Source organism: Altererythrobacter epoxidivorans (assembly GCF_001281485.1).
GTDB classification, from domain to species: Bacteria; Pseudomonadota; Alphaproteobacteria; order Sphingomonadales; family Sphingomonadaceae; genus Erythrobacter; species Erythrobacter epoxidivorans.
This window is the reverse complement of the sequence record NZ_CP012669.1, coordinates 62,469-79,852: the sequence shown is the minus strand read 5'-3', so window position 1 is coordinate 79,852 and position 17,384 is coordinate 62,469. Positions and strand designations below refer to the sequence as shown.

Below are 17,384 nucleotides of genomic sequence, written 5' to 3'. Positions count from 1 at the left end.
GGCGACCTATGCGAGCAGAATTCGCGCACGAACGGGCGCAGACCTACCTTCGGCAACGCAACCGCTTTGCCGTGCTGGCAGGTGTTCTGGGCCTGACCACGCTGGTCAGCCTCGGCGCCGCGGTGACTCGCGACGAGCAGGTTGTGCTGGTGCCGATTACCGCCGAGCGGATCACCGTCTCGAGCGGCGGGATCGACGCGCCCTATCTCGAGCTCGTCACCCGCGACACGGCACTGATGCTCCTTAATCGGGCACCGGAAAGCCTCGACTACTGGATGGCGAACATCCTGAAGCTCGCCGATCCCGCCGCGCACGGCCGCCTCAAGGCCGAGCTCGTCAAAATCGTCGAGGAACAGCGCGGCTCGGACATCAGCCAGGCCTTCGTGATCGCGGAAATGCATGTCGATCCCAAGGCCCTGACCTCGACCGTCACCGGCACGCTCAAGACCTTCGTCGGCGCGCAGGTGATCGCGAGCCAGCGCCGCTCCTTCCGTTTCCGCTGGTCGAAGCGTGGTCTCAACGTCGCGCTCGCCGGCTTCGAGCAACTTCCCACCGACAAGGAGGAACCCGGCCAATGAGCCTTCTCCCATCTCCCCTCGCTGCTGCGCTTGCCGGAACCGGCCTTGCCTGCTTCGCGATCGGCGCGACAAGGCGCCCCGATCCAGGACTCAAGCTGACCGGCCTCGCCGTACTCGCCTTCGCGCTCGCGCCGGTCCCGGCGCATGCCGATCAGTTCGTCGAAGCCGCTGACAATGCGACCATCGACTGCGAGCTCGCTCGCGGCGAACTCACGCGGATCGCGCTCATCGATGACGGCTTCGCCAATGTCTCGAAGATCGCGAGCGGCTTTCCCTACAACGACTTCCAAGTGACGCACGAGCCGGTGCGTGGAGACATCTATATCTCCGTGCCCCCGCAATTTGCCGCTGCCCGGGTCAGCTTCTTTGCAACCAGCAAGGCGGGCTACGTCTACAAGTTCGCCTGCCGTCTCGGCGGCGAGGAAGCGACCCAGCTCTTCATCACCAATCCCGCGCTCGCTAAAGCCGCGGCTACCGAATGGGAGACCGAGACCGGACCCGAGGACGCCGCGATCCGCCTGATCGAGGCGATGGCGAGAGATGCCGTCCTGCCCGGGTTCACCGCTCGCGCTGAACTGTCTGCTCCGCGCCGCACCGGCGGGATCGAGGTCCAGCTGGTCGCCGAATACCAGGGCGATGAACTGACCGGACAGCGCTTCCTCGTACGCAACCTCGGCCAGGAGAGCCTTGCGCTTGGCTCCGAGCGCGAAGGTCCTGCAGGCGCGCTCGCCTTTGCCTATGGCCGCGATGCACTCGCTCCCGGTGAAGCGACCAGTGCCTTCCTTGTCTTTGCCAAGGGAGGGCTCGACTGATGGCCGAGGCAACACAGAAGGACGCCGAAAAGAGGCCGCTGCCAGGCTCGCCGGAAGCGCGCGAAAGCGGACGGCGCAACCTCAATTCGCAGATCGCGCAGCGCCAGAAGATGCTGCTCGCCGGGATCGGTGCCATCGCGCTCATCGGCGGCGGGATGTTCATCTTCGGCGGCGATGGCGACGAGGGCGGCACCGATGCCAATGGTGCGGCGACGATCGACACCGGCGGCCTCGTCAATCGCAACCTCTCGCAGCGCGAGTTCGTCGCGAGCTACGGCAACCGGCTCGATGCACAGGGCCGCGCGATCAAGGATCTGCAGCAAACGCAGTTGCCACGCCCCGAGATCGAACAGGAACTCGAAGCCCTGCGCAGCGAGAACGCGCAGATGCGCTCCGACGGCCAGGCAGCGATCGACGCCATTTCGGCCGAGAATGCCAATCTGCGTTCACAACTCAACGAAGCCGCGAAGGCACCTGCCGCCGCGCCGCCGCTGCCGCCGCCACCAGCCTATGGCCCCGGCGTGGGAACGAGCGGGGCCGTCCAGCCACCGCAAGGAGCGCCGGAGGCGCAGGGCGGACAGCTCAGCCTGATGAGTTTCAGCGCGGAGACGGGCAAAGACGGCAAGCCGCGTGCGGCAGAGACTGCGCCAGCCTTGCTGCTCGAAGCGAGCCGCGATTACCTTCCGCCCAACAGCTACGCACCGGCAACGGTCATAGTGGGTGTCGATGCTTCGACCGGCGTTGCCAGCCAGAGCGATCCGCTTCCCGTGGTGCTCCGGATCACCGGACCGGCCCGCTCGGTGATGCGCGGCAACAAGCTGCTCACCACCGACATTACCGGCTGCCTCGTCAATGGCGCGGCGCGCGGCGATCTCTCGGCCGAGAAGGTCTACGTCAAGCTGGTGCGCATGACCTGCGCGCAGCCCGGTGGCCGCTTCGCGGTCAGCGAGGTCAAGGGGTTCATCTCCTTTGCCGGAAAGTCGGGTGTGCGTGGCCGCGTGGTCAGCCGCGAAGGCAGCCTCGTCAGTCAGGCACTGCTGGCCGGGATCGTTGGCGGCTTCGGGCGCGGATTTTCCGCCAACGCCAACGGCATCTTCACCGGCCAGGTCGGTGCCAACGGTCAGCGCGAGGCGCTGTCGCCGACCGATATCCTCGCCGGTGGCTTTGGCCAGGGAGCCGGCGAAGCCGCCGACACCGTCAGCCGATACCTCATCGAACGCGCCGAACAATACCAACCCGTCGTCGAGATGCCGACCGGCATCGAGGTCGAGATCGTTTTTCTCGACGGCGTCCACGTCAGGAGCTCCTCCAAATGAACTACAATGACCACCGGCCGGGCCTGAAGGCCCGCGCCGCCCACCTTGCCCTTGCCCTCTCGAGCGCTGCCGCCGTGCTGACGCTCGGCGTCTCGGCCGTCACTGCGATGCCTGCGAGCGCCGCCGGGATGGCGAGCGATGTCGCGCAGGCACTGAAACTGCGGCTGCCCAAGACCCCGATCGATGCGATCAGCTGCGACACGCTGGGCCCCTGGTGCGAAGTCGTCTCGGGCGATACGCTGTTCTACATCGACGAGACCGCCCGCTACCTTTTCGTGGGCCGTCTCTACGACATGGAAGAACGGCGCGACGTGACCGCCGCCCGCCTGCTCGAACTCAATCCCGACCTCCTTGCGGCCGGTGCGGCGCGCGTAGCCAGCGATGCGCCGGCGGGACGCGACGAAACGCCTGTCCAGGCGGCCGCCAACCATGTCGACCTATCGTCGCTTCCGGCTGCCGGCGCGATCCACTGGGGCAACCCCAAGGGCGAACGCCTGGTCGTCTTCTCGGATTTCCAGTGCGGATATTGCCAGCGCCTGACCGCCGAACTCGCCAAGGCCAAGGTTCATGTGGAAGAGCGACCGATCTCGATCTTCGGCGCGGCAAGCCGCAAGATTTCCGAGGCGGTACTGTGCGCGAAGGATCCGGCAAAGGCGCTGCATGCGGCCTATGCCGGGCAGGCTCCGGCGACCGGCAAGACCTGCAAGGACGCCAAGGCGCTCGATGCCAACGAAGCCTTCGCGAAGGCCAACGGGTTTGCCGGAACTCCGGTCATCGTGCGCGCCCGCGATGGGGCGGTGCTGCATGGCTACCGCGATGCCGCAGCGATCCGCCGCTTCGTGGCCGAGGGCAAGGGAGAGGCGCAATGAGCCGGCTTCCGATCCTTCGCGCCCTGGTGCTCGCTGCGCCGCTCGTCCTGGCTAGTGGCTGCGCCAGCCTCGGCGGAAACGTCAAAGGCAATTTCGCCTGCCGCGCTCCCGAAGGGACCTGTGCGCCGACCTCCACGATCGATGCCGGGGCGACCGGCATCGAGAAGGCTGACACGTCTGGCGCGCATCGGACGGTGACCCCGACCGGGGAAGCGGTTCGCCGCCTGCAGATCGTGTTGACGGGATACCGTGACGCGGCGGGCCGCGACCATGAGGCGCGCGTCGTTCACCTGACCCTGCCCGAACAGGCAGGGACAGGCTGGCGTGCGCCGCAGGGCCGCCGCGAAGTCCTGCGCTCGCTGGCATCGACCATTGCCGCGACGCGCGATGGCAACCCCGCACCCGATTTCCAACCAACAGACACATTGCCGGAACAGCTGTTCATCCCCTCGCAGCCCGTTCCGGCGATGCCCGGCGCTGACGCGCCGGAACCCGGGGGACCTGGCTCGTTTTCCCCTCCCCGCGAGCCGGTCCCCCACCCTGACATGACCGAAGGAGAGAGCCGGTGACGCTATCCCTTGCTGCCGCGCGCGACGCACTCTCGCGGGGCCTGTTTGCCGACACGGCTCGGCCTGAAAAGCCGCAGGCGCATTTCGGGCTCGACATGCTCTCGGACTGGCTGCCCTACCGGGTCTATGACGAGGGGGCGAAGCTCTATCGCAACGCCCGCTCGAAGGGCTTCGTGCTCGAAGTCACCCCGCTGATCGGGGCCGACGAACGCACCGGCGAGATCCTCGGGCAGTTCTTCTCCGAAGGCCTGCCGCAGGGCGCCTGCCTCCAGGTCCTGAACTTCGCGTCTCCGCGGATCGGCAGCGTGGTCGGCCCCTGGTTCGCTCCGCGTTACGAACAGGGCGGCATCTACGAGGCCATTGCCAGGGCGCGCACCAGCCGCCTTTACGATCTCGTCTGGAATTCGGGCTCGGCGCATGCGCCCTTCCATGCCCGCAACGTCCGGTTGATCGTCTCGCTCGGCGTGCCGGTGCCCGGCAGCGTGACCGACGCGGAACTCTCCGAATGCCGCGAAGGGCTGATGGGCATGCTCCATTCGCTCGGACTGCAGGCACAAGAGCTGCGTCCGGGCGGATTGCTGGCACTGATCGACGAGCTCACCTCGCCGACTACCGCGCACGAGACCGATATCCATGCGTGGAACCCGCATGATACGCTCGATGTCCAGGCCATCCGCCGCGATATCGAGCTCGAGGTCGAAGACGATCGCCTGATCCTCAGGACCGAGCGCTTTCGCGAGACCGGCCGCGACGAGGAGGGCAATCCCGAAGTCGGCGAATGCTATCCCGACCATTTCGACGTGCGGCATTATGCCGTGCGCTCTACCCCTGAGCGCTGGGCGCCCTGGGAATGCGCGCGGCTCATCGGCGACATGTTCACCGACAAGCTGCGCTTCCCCTGTCCGACGGCAACCATGCTGTGCCTCGTCTACCCCGACCAGGAAGCTGCATCGGCGCGCGCGGGCTTCAAGTTCATGCGCACCACCAGTCTCAGCCAGACCAAGAGCGCGCGTTTCTTGCCCAAGCTCGCCGAACAGTCGGCCGAATGGCGCCACGTCCAGGCCGAACTCCAGGCTGGCAAGAAGCTCGTGAAGCTATTCTACGGGCTCACCAGCATCTCGCCGCTCGGCCAGGGCGACGCGCACGAACGCATCATCAAGGCGATATACAAGGCAGCGGGCTGGGACCTTGCCGACGAGCGCTTTCTCCAGCTGCAAGGCCTCGTTGCCGCCTTTCCCCTCAGCCTTGCCGATGGCCTCGCCGACGACATGGCGCGGCTAAAGCGCCTCAAGACCATGCTCTCTACGACAGCGGCACATATCGCGCCGATGCAGGGGGAATATCTTGGCGGCGTGATCCCGCACCTCCTGCTCGTCGGCCGCCGCGGCCAGCCCTTCTGGTGGTCGCCATTCGAAAACGCTGCCGGCAACCACAATATCGCGATCTGCGGCAAGTCGGGTTCGGGCAAGTCGGTGCTGCTGCAGGAGCTCTGCGCCGCCCTGCGCGGTGCGGGTGCCAAGGTCGTGGTAATCGACGACGGGCGCAGTTTCGAGCATTCGGTCAAACTGCAGGGCGGACGCTTCGTCGAGTTCACGCTCGCCTCGGGCTTTTCCCTTAACCCCTTCTCGATGGTCGACGATGCCCGTGCGCACGAAGACGAGGATTACCGCCTCGACTGCTTCGCCATGATCAAGGCGATCGTCGGCCAGATGGCGCGTCCCGGCACCGCGCCGAGCGACACCGAGCGCGGGCTCATCGACCGGGCCGTGACCGCGACCTGGGAGGCACTCGGCAGCGGCGCATCGGTCGACGATGTCGCGCATGCGCTCCATGGCTCGGAGAGCGAGGCGGGCCGCGATCTTGCCACCGCGATCGCGCCCTTCTGCCGCGGCGGCAGCTACGGCGGGTTCTTTGCAGGCAAGGCGAGCTTCGCGCTCGACGATGATTTCACCGTCTTCGAGATGAGTGATCTCGCGTCCCGCGAGGAACTGCGCAGCGTGGTCCTCTCGGCGATCATGTTCATGACCAGCCAGGCGATGACGCGCTCGTCGCGGGCAACCAAGAAGCTGCTGCTGATCGACGAGGCCTGGGCCATGCTCAAGGGCGGGTCGATGGGCGAGTTCGTCGAGACCTATGCCCGCACCGCGCGCAAGTATGGCGGCGCGCTCGCCACCGCGACCCAGTCCCTCAATGACTATTACAAGTCCGATGGCGCGCGCGCCGCGCTCGAGAACAGCGACTGGATGCTGGTGCTCCAGCAGAAGGCCGAGACGATCGCCGATTTCAGGGCGAACGCGCGGCTCGACATGGACGACCGCACCGAGACGCTGATCCGCAGCCTCAAGCGTTCGGGCACCGAGTACAGCGAGGTCTTCATCAAGGGCCCCGAGACCGAAGCGGTCGGCCGGCTCGTGCTCGATCCCTTCTCGGCGACGATCTACTCCTCCGATCCCGACACCTATGCCGCGATCCAGGACTGCGAGCGGCGTGGGCACAGCCTCGCCGATGCCATCCGCATCGTGGCGGGAGGCGGACAATGATGGTCTCGCATCTCGCCGACCGGACCCCTCCGGCCAACCTCCGCAGCCTGCTGCCGTTCCTGCAAGGGAGCTGCTTCGTCCTCATCGAAACCGCCCGCTTTGCCGCGACCTCGCTGCTGATCGTGCTGGGATTGCCGCTCGCGCTGTTCCTGTTCGTTGCGGGCTGGGATCTTGGCGGCCTCTTCACCCAGCTCGCCAATCTGGCGGACCGATATCTCGAAGCCGACGGCCTCCGCCGCAGCCTGTTCAGCCAGGACCTCAAGGGCTGCTTCCTGGTGCTGACCGGAGCGGTGACGCTGTTTCGCATGCCACGCTTCCTGAAGCGGCTCGCAGCCGATCTCGACAACCATCCGCCCCGGGAGGCAAGCCGTGACTGAGACGAGCAGACTACCATCCTTCAATCGCCCGCTATTGCTGAGAATTCTTGGCGTGCTCGCGCTCGTGGCCGCACTGCTCTGGGCAGCCTGGGTCAGCCGCGCGCTGTCCGAGCCGCGCCAGCAGATCGTCACCGTCCGGCTTGCCGAAACCATCGCGGGTTTCGTCGATGCCGAAGCGCGAGCAGAGCAGGATCCCGAAGCCAGCCAGGCGCGCGTGCTCGCTTTCCTCCAGGCGTCCGAGCGCGCTGTTGCGGAAATGGGAACCGATGGCCGTGTGGTGCTGGTCGGCGAAGCGGTGCTCGCGGGCGATGCCCCCGATGCTACCGATGAACTGCGCATGCGGATCGCCCGCCAGCTTGGGCAGGGAGGCGGTCAGTGACGCACTTTGCCTCTCGCCTTGTTCGCACGATCAAACGCCCGCTCGTCCTGACCGGACTGGTGCTGCTGCCGCTCGGATGGGGCGCGGTCGATGCCTTCGCGAAAGACCATGCCTTCCTCATCAATGCCAGCCCGAGCCTGCCCAACTGGGCGTTCTGGCTCGACAAGCATGCGCGGATCGAGCGCGGCAGTCTGATCTTCTTCGAGCCGCCAGCAAGCAGGCTCGTCGAAGCGCATTTCGGGAAAGGCGCGCAGCTCTTCGGCAAGCGGGTGCTGGGCGTGCCGGGCGATGTCGTGAGCCACCGTGGCCAAGAGGTCTTCATCAACGGTCGCAAGATCGCCGCGCGGCTTGATGAGACCCGTCTTGGCATTGCGCTTCACAAAGGCCCCGAAGGACCGATCCCCGACGGCTGCTTCTATACCGGGACCAGCCATCCGCGCGGCCTCGACAGCCGCTACGCCGAGATCGGCTTCGTCTGCCGCGGCCAGATCCTCGGCAGCGGGAGGGCGATCCTGTGAGCAAGCTTAGCCTCCCTGCAGCGCTGCTTGCAGTCCTGCTCTGCCCTGCCGAGGTGCTGGCGCGCGACTATGGCCAGCGCGGCACGGTGTTTCCCGTGATCGAACGCGACCTCCTCGAACAGATCCATTCGCGCCTGACGCAGATGGAACGTTCGGGTGAGACCGCGCGGCTCAACGAAGACCTGAAACGCCGCACGATCGCGCGGGTGGGCCGGCCCGACCCAGTCGCGGGGATCGTACGGGCCAGCGAAGCGCGGCGCTGGCGCTTCGATCCGACGATTACGCTCGCTGCCGATATCCGCGGCGCAAAAGGCGAGCTGATCCATGCCGCTGGCACGAGGGTCAATCCGCTCGACAGCGTCGGCCTTCGCGCTGATCTTCTATTCCTTGACGGCGACGATCCCGACCAGCTCGCCTGGGCGCTCAAGCAGGACGCCAATGCCAAGCTGATTCTGGTGAAGGGCGCGCCGCTCGAGCTGATGAAGGCCCGCCAGCGCCGCTTCTATTTCGATCAGGGCGGCAAGCTCACGGAAAGGTTCGGGATCAGGTCGGTGCCTGCACGCGTCCGCCAGCAGGGCCGCCTGCTCGAAATCAGCGAAATCGCGCTGCCACCGAGAAGAAGGACAGCCCAATGACGCACTTAAGAAAGCTGGCGCTTATGCTGGCTGCCATTCTTGGTCTCGCGACCGCAACGCCGGCCATGGCCGATGCCGGTCCCGGTCGCTGCACCGGTAGCTTCGTCAACCCGATCACCGACATCTGCTGGTCGTGCCTGTTCCCGATCTCCATCGGCGGACTGGACATCTGGCCGTCGAGCCGGCCCGATCCTGACAACCCCGATCTGCCGGTTTGCCTGTGCGGTCTGAGGCCCGGGATCGCGATGGGCTTCTGGGAGCCCGTGCGGCTTGCCGATGTCAGCATGAAGCCGTGGTGCTTCGTGAACCTCGGCGGCATGAAACTCGATCCGGGCTTCGATATCGGCTTCCGCTCGATCTCGGGTCCATCGGCGGTGGGCGGCGCGAGCCAGTATTATTCGAGCTGGCATGTCCACTGGTATGCCTATCCGCTGATCTACTGGATGGAGATCGTCGCCGATTTCCTGTGCCTGGAATCGGGCTCGATCGACATTCTCTACATCTCCGAGATCGATCCGCTGTGGCAGGATTCCGAGCTCACGGCGATCATCAACCCTGAAGCCGTGCTCTTCGCCAACCCGCTGGCGCTCGCCGCCTGTGCGGCCGACTGCGTCGCCTCGACCGCGAAGCTGCCGATCGACGAGATGTTCTGGTGCGCGGGCTGCCAGGGGTCGATGTACCCGATGAACGGCAATGTCTCGGCCAGCATAGGCCACGTCCAGGCCTCGCGGCTCGTGCTCTCGCGCTTTGCCTACAAGCTCCACCGAGAACTCGTCTCGTGGGGGACGATGGGGTCCAAGGGCCTGTGCGGCAAATACCTGATGCCGGTGATGCGCAAGCAGCAATATCGCTTCCAGGCCACCAACCCCAACCCGGCGACCTCGGGCCGTTACGCCTGCCCGCCCATCGGCGCCTCCACCACCTTTCAATCGGCCGGACAGGTCATCCCCGCCATCGGCGAAGACATGGGATACCTCGTCTGGCGCAAGCGGAACTGTTGCGCGCTATGAACAAGCACCTCCTCCTTTTGCCCGTCGGCCTTGCCGTCACTCTCGGTGGCCTCGCTCTCGCCCAGAGCGCGCCCGAAGGCATCGACCTCGAAGCGATCCGCGAGCGTGCGGGTGAACACGCCGATGATGCGCAGGCACTCAGCACCAATGTCCGCCAACGCGCCGAGGCGATGACCGAAGATGCACAGGCTATCCAGGCGCAGGCGCAGGCCAATCGCGCGGCCTATGCGGACACCATCAAGGCAATCGAGACCGACGCCGTCCTCGACTTCGACGCGATGATCGCGGGGCAAGCCGCCGCAGAGAAGGCATCGCTTGGGACAGCCCCACGCTTCATTGCCTTTGCCAGCCTGTCGATGCCGCCCGAGGCGCTGAAAGCACTGGTCCATGACATGACCAGGGCGGGAGGCGTCACCGTGCTGCGCGGTTTCCCGCAAGGAAACAGCGAGGCGTTCAAGAAGCGGCTCGCCGCCATCTGGAGCACCCGCGACGCGGCCGGTTCGCTTGGCATCGATCCAAGGCTGTTCCGCGCGTTCAACATCGAGGCCGCGCCGAGTTTCGTCATGCTGAGCACCGAGTTCAGCCCCTGCGACGGGTTTGATTGCACCAGCGAGGTGCCGCCACACGACCGCATCGCCGGCAACATCAGCGTGGGCGAAGTCCTCGAGACCTTCGCCTCGGGCAAGGGTCCGGGCGCCGAGCTTGCCCGCCTCCATCTGCGCCAGCTCTCCAGGGAGGAACGGCCATGACCGGCAGAACCCTCGCCAATCTCCTTGCTGCACTCGTCGCCCTCACAAGCGCGGCTTCCATTCACGCTCAGACCCGCGATGCAGCAAGGGCTGACGGGAAGGACTTTGCCACCGAACTGCTGGGCGAGGCGCGCGAGGCAGCAACGACCAATCCTGACGCGGCGCGCGTTCCCAACTTCGATCCGCAGGCGACGCGCGACCTGCAGGATCTTGCACGCGATTCCGACCAGATCGAGGCCCGTGCCCGCAGCGCCGCGACGACCAGCACACCGATGCGGACCATCCGCGACAGCATGGCCAATCGCGCAAGGTTCGAGCCGAACGAGATCGAGGACGTGATCGCCCGCAGCCTCGCGATCAACGAGACGCCGCTCGACTACACCAGCGGCATGGCAATTTCGGGCAGCCAGGGATCGTGCGTTCCGCTACCGCCTGGTTCGGGGTCGGCGGGCACCTACACCGCGACCTGCAATACGGGCACACGGATCGATCAGTCGGTCGGCCAATGCACGGTCCCGCTCGTCACCAGGGTCAGCCAGCAACCGCAGTATCATTACCTTTGCAGCCCATTGGGCAGCTTCAACCTGTCAGGTGAGCCGGATTGCGAAGAGTTTTCGGGCGCCCTTTGCCGGGTGACCGGACACCGGGACGGTCCGTGCCTGCAGTGGGGTTGGTCCGGCGGTCGCAAGTGGTGCACCGAGCCGGGCGATCCCCTTACCGAGCTGACCTGCGACGAACAGGTCGCAGGACAAACGCCCTACCGCATCGCCACGGCGACCACCGTCACAACGACCCCTGACGAAAGCCAGTGCACAGGTCTCGCAGGCAATAGCGATTGCACGCTGGACGCCGAGATCTGCACCGACACTGATCCGCAGACGCGCGTGATCGACGGCGTCTCTGTCACCAGGCCCTGCTGGGAATGGCAACGCAGCTACACCTGTATCGCGCGCGAAGCGGCGACCGACTGCTCCGACATCGAAAGCCAGGGCACCTGCCGCTTTGTCCGCGAGGAATGCCTCACTGACGGAGACCCCTGCGAGACCTGGGAGCGCATCTACGAGTGCCCACTTCCCGGGAACGACAGCTCCACCCAGTTTGTCTGCGACGGTGATGTCTATTGCATCGACGGCAGCTGCGAGACGATCGAGCGCACCGCGAACGATGAGTTCAAGGATGCCGTCACCGCCCTCCATGCGATGGACGAGGCCCGCGGCCAGTTCGATCCCGAGACGCTGACACTGTTCCGGGGCACGCGTAACACCTGCTCCTCCAAGGTCTTCGGCGTGCTCAACTGCTGCAAGGGTAAGGGTTTCCCGCTCATTCCCGGGATCAGCCTCTTGGTCGCGCTCGGCTGCAACCGCGAGGAAGTGCTGCTCCACGAACGCGATGCGCAGGGGCTGTGCGCTTATGTGGGGACCTATTGCTCGGACAAGTTCCTCGGCGTCTGCCTGACCAAGAAGAAGGTTTACTGCTGCTTCGAAAGCAAACTCTCGCGGATCCTGCAGGAACAGGGTCGGCGCCAGCTGCCCAAGCCTTGGGACAAGCCCAAGGAAGAGCAGTGCGAGGGGTTCACACTCGACGAATTCGCCCGGCTCGACCTCAGCCAGATGGATTTCGGCGAGGTCTATGCCGAGTTCACCGAGGCTGCACGGCTCCCCGACGAGCTCGAGAACAGCATCCTCATCCAGCAGAAAATCGAAGACTATTACGCAAGGAGTGGCCAATGACGCGCCGCCAATCACTGCCGATGCTGGCCCTCCCAGTACTGGCTATGTGTCTCGCTGCACTGCTTCCCGTTCGGGCAGTTGCCCAGGAAGCGCGCCTGGCAGAGCCAGCTGCCTCGGCAGACAGCCTCTACTGCGAGCAGCGCAGGCTCGGCTACTGGTTCTATTGCGTAAAGCCGGTGCCGGCAGAGGAGCCGCAGATGGCGCAGCCACCGGCCCAGGTAACCGCAACGCAAGAACTCGACGCGGTCACGGGGGAACTGCGCGAACTCAAGGCGCGTGCGATCCTCTATCCGACGCCGGAAAACGTCACCGCCTATATCCGCTTCCAGCGTTCCCAGCTCGACCGGGCTTCGCTGTTCTCCGATGTCTGGCAGCGCGCGATCTGGCAGGATCCCGAGCTCGACTACACGCTCGAACGGCCGGTCGGCGCGCTCGCCAAGAAGCAATGGCAGGACGCGCGCGCTGCCGACCGCGACGCGGTGATGGCCAGGCTCTCCGAGCGCTATGGCCTGTTCTACTTCTTCGCCCAGACCTGCGGCGCGTGCGAAGTGATGAGCCCGATCGTGCGCTCGGTGGCGGACCGCTGGCACATTACGGTCCGGGCGATCTCGACCGATGGCGGACCGTCCCGGCACTTCCCCGACTACAAGGTCGAAAGCGGCCAGCGGCCGCGCATGGGGCTCGAACCCGGCATTACCCCGGCGCTCGTGCTGTGGGACAGCGTGGCCAGGCGCCCGATCCCGATCGGATACGGCGTGCTTTCGGCCGACGAGCTGCAGGACCGCATATACCTCCTCACCTCGAAGGAAGCCGGACATGATTACTAGCATCCGCAACGCGGCGCTCACCATAGCTGCCGCCAGCATGGTCGCGTCCCCCGTCGCCGCAAACGTCGGCGACAGCATGGACCGCTTCATGGACGACATGGGCGCAGCGGCCAATGTCACCGGGCCGAGCGCGTTCGAAGGCCAGTCGGCGGGCTATTACAGCCTTGGCAATGTCTGGACGCGCTTCCCGCAAAAGACGACCAGCATCGCCAATCTCCAGCTGCCGCGTGCCCGCGCTGGTTGCGGCGGTATCGATATCTTCGCCGGATCCTTCTCCTTCATCAACGCGAGCGAGATGGTCGCGCTCTTGAAGGCCGTCGCCAACAATGCGGTGGGGTTCGCCTTCAGCCTCGCGATCGATACCGTCTGCCCCGAGTGCTCGAAGATCATGCAGGAGTTCAGCCAGAAGGCGCAGCTCATGAATAATCTCTCGATCAACTCCTGCGAGATGGCGCAGGGGCTGGTCGGCGGCGTCTGGCCCAAGGGCGATCTCGCCGACAAGGCGATCTGCGAAGCGATCGGCAATTCCGAAGGTATCTTCACCGACTATGCTGCCGCCAAACACGGCTGCGGGACACGCGGCCAGCGCGCCTCGACCAACGAGGGCGCCGGCGCCGACTATGCCGACGTCAATCCCGGTGTGCCGCGCAATTACACCTGGCATGTCCTCAAGCAGAGCGCCTTCTTCAAATCGGGTGGCACCTTCGACCGCGATCTTGCCGAGTATGCGATGACGCTCATCGGCACCGTGATCTACGTGCCGCCCCGCGACGACGAGCCGGGCAAATTCGTGCCTTTCGCGGGCGATGCCTCTTCGACTCTCGTCACCGCGCTGCTCGACGGGACGCAGGGCCAGTCGGTGCGGGTGTTCCAGTGCGACGAGCCCGACCAGTGCCTCAACCCCACCTTCCAGCAGATGAGCCTCTCGAGCGCGAAGGCCATCCGGCCCCGCGTTGCCCGGCTCATCGGCAGCATGGTGGAGGCCATCCGCAGCGACACCGCGATCGGCAGCGAGGAAAAGGAATTGCTCCAGGTGGCATCGGTGCCGCTCTACAAGATCCTCACCGTGCAGGCGGCCTATGGACGCGGGATGGCAACCGACGACCGCGATACTCTGGCCGAGATCGCCAGCATCGATCTCCTCTATGCCATCCTCGAACGCATCACCGCAGAGGCTGGACGCTCGATGGCGAGCTTCATTGCGGCCGACGAAGCCAAGCTCGCGATCTGGCGTACTCAGGTTGCCGAGGTGCGATCGAGCCTCGCCCAACGGCAAGCGACCGGACAGGCGCGGGTCTCGGCGATCATGCAGATCATCGAAAAGACGGCGATGATCGAGAATATGCTCGCTGCCTCGATGTCACCGTCGATGGCCGCCGCGCTCGACTGGTCGCGCGGGATGCAGTCCCGCTCCATTGTTCCATAAGGGTCAGGCAGCATGGTCGAGATTTTCACGGTCGGCGGCGGCGAGTACATCGTCAATGTCCTCAACGCCGTTGCCGCCTGGACCGGTGCGGGCGGCTACAAGAGCCTCATTCAGGTCGCGCTGGTGATGGGCATGGTGCTCGCGGTCATCGTGGTCGCGTTCAATCAGGACTGGCGCGCATGGCTCAACTGGTTCCTCGGTGCGACGCTCATCTACATGTGCCTGATGGTGCCGCGCATGGACGTCCATGTGACCGACCGGGTCAATCCCAGCCTTGCACCGGCAACGGTGGCCAATGTCCCGCTCGGGCTCGCCCTGATGGCAAGCTTCACCAGCCAGGCGGGAGACTATCTGACACGCTCTGCCGAGCTCGTCTTCGGGCTGCCGGACGACCTTAACTACTCGAAGAACGGCATGATCTATGGCGCGCGGCTGCTCGAATCGACACGGAGCTTGCGCATTTCCGATCCGGAGTTTGCTGCGAACTTCGACGAGCATGTCCGGCAATGCGTGTTCTACGATCTGCTTCTCGGACGCTACTCGATGAAGGAGCTGTCCGAGAGCGACGATATCTGGGCGACGATCGCACCGGGCAGCGCGGCGCGCGCTCAGAAATTCCTGACCCGGCAGGCCGACGACAGCGTGACGGCCTCGATCATCACTTGCCGCGAAGCCTACACTGCGCTGTCGGGGCAGTGGGCGAGCCTTATCGACGAGATGACGCTTGTCGCGGGGCGTCAGCTCTATCCGCGCCAGACCGAAGCACTCGCCAAGGCCAAGCTCATGGCCGATCTCCCGATTGCCTATCAGTATCTTACCGGCATCTCGCGCAGCGCGAGCGACATCTTCCGGCAGGTGCTGACGATCAATGCCATGAACCAGGCCATGCACGGGTTTGCAGGGGCGAGCGGAACGGGCAGTATCGACGTCTTCGCGCAGACCCGGGCCGATATTCAGACCGAGCGGACCTATTCCTCGATCGCGCATAACGCGATGAAATGGGTCCCGATCCTCAATGTCGTACTGACGGTAGTGTTCTACGCTCTGTTTCCTGTCCTGTTTCCGCTGTTTCTGATGCCGCGGACCGGACCCATTGCATTGAGAGGTTACGTCACCGGCTTCTTCTACCTTGCGGCGTGGGGACCGCTCTTCGTCATCCTGCACATGATCCTGATGTTCAAAGGCGCCGGCGATGTCGCCGCGGCTGGCGGCAGCACGGGCCTCAGCCTGGCGACCTTTGCCGGCATGAGCGACGTCAACAGCGATATCGGCATTTTGGCGGGCTATCTTGTCGCCTCGATCCCCTTCCTTGCCGGTGGGGTGGCGCGTGGTGCGCTGGCGATCTCGGGCCAGGCAACGAGCTATCTCAACCCGAGTCAGAACGCAGCCGAGGAAGCCTCGCGCGAAGCGAGCACCGGCAATGTCTCGCTTGGCAATTCGAACATCGACAACTCGACCGTGTTCTCCCGGCAATTCGCCCAAGGCAATCTTGCCCCCAACATCGCCTATGGCGCGGCACAGACCCGTGGTTTCAGCGATAGCGGCACGCAGACCACCAGCTTCCCCGATGGCGAGTTCGCTGCTGTCCCGAATTCAAGCTATCCGTTCACACCGACGCTCGGGCAGGACTTCACCGGCCGCCTCGGAACGATGGCGAGCCAGAGCCGGACGCAGAGCGAGACCTATGCCAACCTCGCCCAGCAATCGACGAGCTCCGCGCTCACACGGTTCAGCGAGATTCGCAACGCCTACAGCCAGGGTCAGAGCTCCGATACGGTCAGCGGCGTCGGCACGAACGACAGCATCGGCACGGCATTCAGCGAAGTCGACAATGCCTCAAGGACGCTCCAGCAGCAGTTTGGCCTGTCCCGGCGCGCGTCTGATGACATCACGGTTTCATGGTTTCTCAATGGCGATGCTTCTTTGGGTCTCAAGGGCGAAAGAGGCCCTGGCACTGCTCAACTTGGCGTCAGGGGAGGCCGAAATCAGAGCTGGACGGACAGCGATATCGGGATCGCCTCGGAAGACCGCGGCAGGATCATGGGAACGCTGCGCCAGCTTTCCGACAGTCGCAACTGGTCGAACACGCGTGAAGGTTTCTTGCGCGAGACGAGCTCGAGCTCAGTATCGCAGGTATCGACCAGCTCGTCGGGTCTCAGCCGATCGCTGACCGAAGCAGAGAGTTATACGCGAGAGGCGCGTCGGGCCGAAGAGATGGCCAGCCGCCTCGAGAACCAGGCCAGCTGGTACGAGGCCAACAGCGTCGCAGGCACGCTGAACTTGAGCCAGGCCTATCGCGAATGGGGCATGGCCGAGATCGAAGCCAATCGCGACTACTACGGGCCGGTGCGCTTCGATGACATCGAGTTCCAGATGAGCGCGCGGGGTCAGCAGCTGCAATCACGGTTTGTCGATAGCTATGCTGATCGGCTTCAGGACGACATCGAAGCCGACCTTTCGCTCCCCGACTTCGCTCCGGTCAGCCGCCCCGGAATCGGAAGTGCTGGGCAGGTACGCGCAAGAGGAGCCGTGAGCTCTTCGGGTGGTCCCTCAATGCCCGATGCTCCGGATCGGTCTGGCATCACGGATGAAGTCGAGCGGGTGCGTCGGCAAGGTCGCGGGCGGATCGGATCAGTTAGAGGCTATCTGGATGGCCAAACAGAAGGCGCCACAGGCGCGAGCGAGGAGGCGGCAGATGCAATAAAGGAGTGGCGGCGCCCTTAAAGGATCACATCGTTGACGATTACGAACGCAACAAAAGCAGCCAGCGCCACGAAGATTGCGATGAGCTTGATCCTGCCCCACGGGTCGGCCCAGGACTTCTTCCAAGAGTAGGAGGTGAGGCGATTTTCGGAGATGGCACGGTCGATCTCTCGTAGACCCTTCCAGTCCGTCTGGTCGTTCTGCTCTTTCTCGTCATCCATTTCCATCACTCCGACCTACATAAAGTCGCAAATTTGATGCATTATCGGTGATAAGCCAATTTACGTCTCGATATTGACACATTAGGTGCCTTCATGTAAAGACGCAACATCGCTACACAAAGCTC

The 17,384-nt window shown here is 64.8% G+C and carries 17 protein-coding genes; 16 read left to right on the top strand and 1 reads right to left on the bottom strand.

The features are described from left to right. Window positions 1-8 precede the first annotated feature (8 nt). From AMC99_RS00390 to AMC99_RS00315, 16 genes are read left to right on the top strand one after another with little or no spacing between them, the layout of a single operon-like run. On the top strand, window positions 9-578 hold the full coding sequence (locus tag AMC99_RS00390; protein ID WP_061921327.1) for a type IV conjugative transfer system protein TraE: 570 nt from the start codon (window positions 9-11) through the stop codon (window positions 576-578). Beyond that, window positions 575-1,390 (top strand): type-F conjugative transfer system secretin TraK, encoded by an 816-nt coding sequence (locus AMC99_RS00385; RefSeq protein ID WP_061921324.1) that lies wholly within the window; start codon window positions 575-577, stop codon window positions 1,388-1,390. Before AMC99_RS00390 ends, AMC99_RS00385 begins: the two co-directional genes overlap by 4 nt. Then, window positions 1,390-2,706: a TraB/VirB10 family protein gene (locus AMC99_RS00380; RefSeq protein WP_061921323.1), complete on the top strand. Its 1,317-nt coding sequence runs from the start codon at window positions 1,390-1,392 to the stop codon at window positions 2,704-2,706. The genes AMC99_RS00385 and AMC99_RS00380 overlap by 1 nt, the downstream gene beginning before the upstream one ends. After that, window positions 2,703-3,575, top strand: coding sequence for a DsbC family protein (locus tag AMC99_RS00375; protein ID WP_061921320.1), 873 nt, complete (start codon window positions 2,703-2,705; stop codon window positions 3,573-3,575). Before AMC99_RS00380 ends, AMC99_RS00375 begins: the two co-directional genes overlap by 4 nt. Next, entirely contained in the window at window positions 3,572-4,144 is a 573-nt protein-coding gene (locus AMC99_RS00370; protein WP_083440010.1) for a hypothetical protein, read from the top strand. The genes AMC99_RS00375 and AMC99_RS00370 overlap by 4 nt, the downstream gene beginning before the upstream one ends. Continuing rightward, complete coding sequence (traC, locus tag AMC99_RS00365) at window positions 4,141-6,684, top strand: type IV secretion system protein TraC (protein ID WP_061921317.1); 2,544 nt, start codon at window positions 4,141-4,143, stop codon at window positions 6,682-6,684. The genes AMC99_RS00370 and traC overlap by 4 nt, the downstream gene beginning before the upstream one ends. Beyond that, window positions 6,681-7,061, top strand: a complete 381-nt coding sequence (locus AMC99_RS00360; RefSeq protein ID WP_061921313.1) for a hypothetical protein — start codon at window positions 6,681-6,683, stop codon at window positions 7,059-7,061. The genes traC and AMC99_RS00360 overlap by 4 nt, the downstream gene beginning before the upstream one ends. Beyond that, entirely contained in the window at window positions 7,054-7,440 is a 387-nt protein-coding gene (locus AMC99_RS00355) for a TrbI F-type domain-containing protein (protein WP_232301448.1), read from the top strand. The genes AMC99_RS00360 and AMC99_RS00355 overlap by 8 nt, the downstream gene beginning before the upstream one ends. After that, window positions 7,437-7,958, top strand: coding sequence for a S26 family signal peptidase (locus tag AMC99_RS00350; RefSeq protein ID WP_061921307.1), 522 nt, complete (start codon window positions 7,437-7,439; stop codon window positions 7,956-7,958). The genes AMC99_RS00355 and AMC99_RS00350 overlap by 4 nt, the downstream gene beginning before the upstream one ends. After that, a complete protein-coding gene (traW, locus tag AMC99_RS00345) occupies window positions 7,955-8,593 on the top strand; it encodes a type-F conjugative transfer system protein TraW (RefSeq protein ID WP_061921306.1) in 639 nt (212 codons plus the stop codon). Before AMC99_RS00350 ends, traW begins: the two co-directional genes overlap by 4 nt. Then, complete coding sequence (traU, locus tag AMC99_RS00340; RefSeq protein ID WP_050599555.1) at window positions 8,590-9,603, top strand: conjugal transfer pilus assembly protein TraU; 1,014 nt, start codon at window positions 8,590-8,592, stop codon at window positions 9,601-9,603. The genes traW and traU overlap by 4 nt, the downstream gene beginning before the upstream one ends. Then, entirely contained in the window at window positions 9,600-10,352 is a 753-nt protein-coding gene (trbC, locus tag AMC99_RS00335; RefSeq protein ID WP_061921304.1) for a type-F conjugative transfer system pilin assembly protein TrbC, read from the top strand. Before traU ends, trbC begins: the two co-directional genes overlap by 4 nt. Then, window positions 10,349-12,082, top strand: a complete 1,734-nt coding sequence (locus AMC99_RS00330; protein ID WP_061921303.1) for a conjugal transfer protein TraN — start codon at window positions 10,349-10,351, stop codon at window positions 12,080-12,082. Before trbC ends, AMC99_RS00330 begins: the two co-directional genes overlap by 4 nt. Further along, window positions 12,079-12,909 (top strand): conjugal transfer protein TraF, encoded by an 831-nt coding sequence (locus AMC99_RS00325; RefSeq protein WP_061921301.1) that lies wholly within the window; start codon window positions 12,079-12,081, stop codon window positions 12,907-12,909. The genes AMC99_RS00330 and AMC99_RS00325 overlap by 4 nt, the downstream gene beginning before the upstream one ends. Then, window positions 12,899-14,335 carry a conjugal transfer protein TraH gene (locus AMC99_RS00320; RefSeq protein WP_061921299.1) on the top strand — a complete coding sequence of 479 codons (1,437 nt, stop codon included), beginning with the start codon at window positions 12,899-12,901 and terminating at the stop codon, window positions 14,333-14,335. Before AMC99_RS00325 ends, AMC99_RS00320 begins: the two co-directional genes overlap by 11 nt. Before the next feature lie 12 nt (window positions 14,336-14,347). Beyond that, a complete protein-coding gene (locus tag AMC99_RS00315; RefSeq protein ID WP_061921296.1) occupies window positions 14,348-17,059 on the top strand; it encodes a conjugal transfer protein TraG N-terminal domain-containing protein in 2,712 nt (903 codons plus the stop codon). Here the strand turns inward: AMC99_RS00315 and AMC99_RS00310 are convergent. After that, window positions 17,056-17,259, bottom strand: coding sequence for a hypothetical protein (locus AMC99_RS00310; RefSeq protein ID WP_420805554.1), 204 nt, complete (start codon window positions 17,257-17,259; stop codon window positions 17,056-17,058). The two genes, AMC99_RS00315 and AMC99_RS00310, sit on opposite strands and share 4 nt — an antisense overlap. Window positions 17,260-17,384 lie beyond the last annotated feature (125 nt).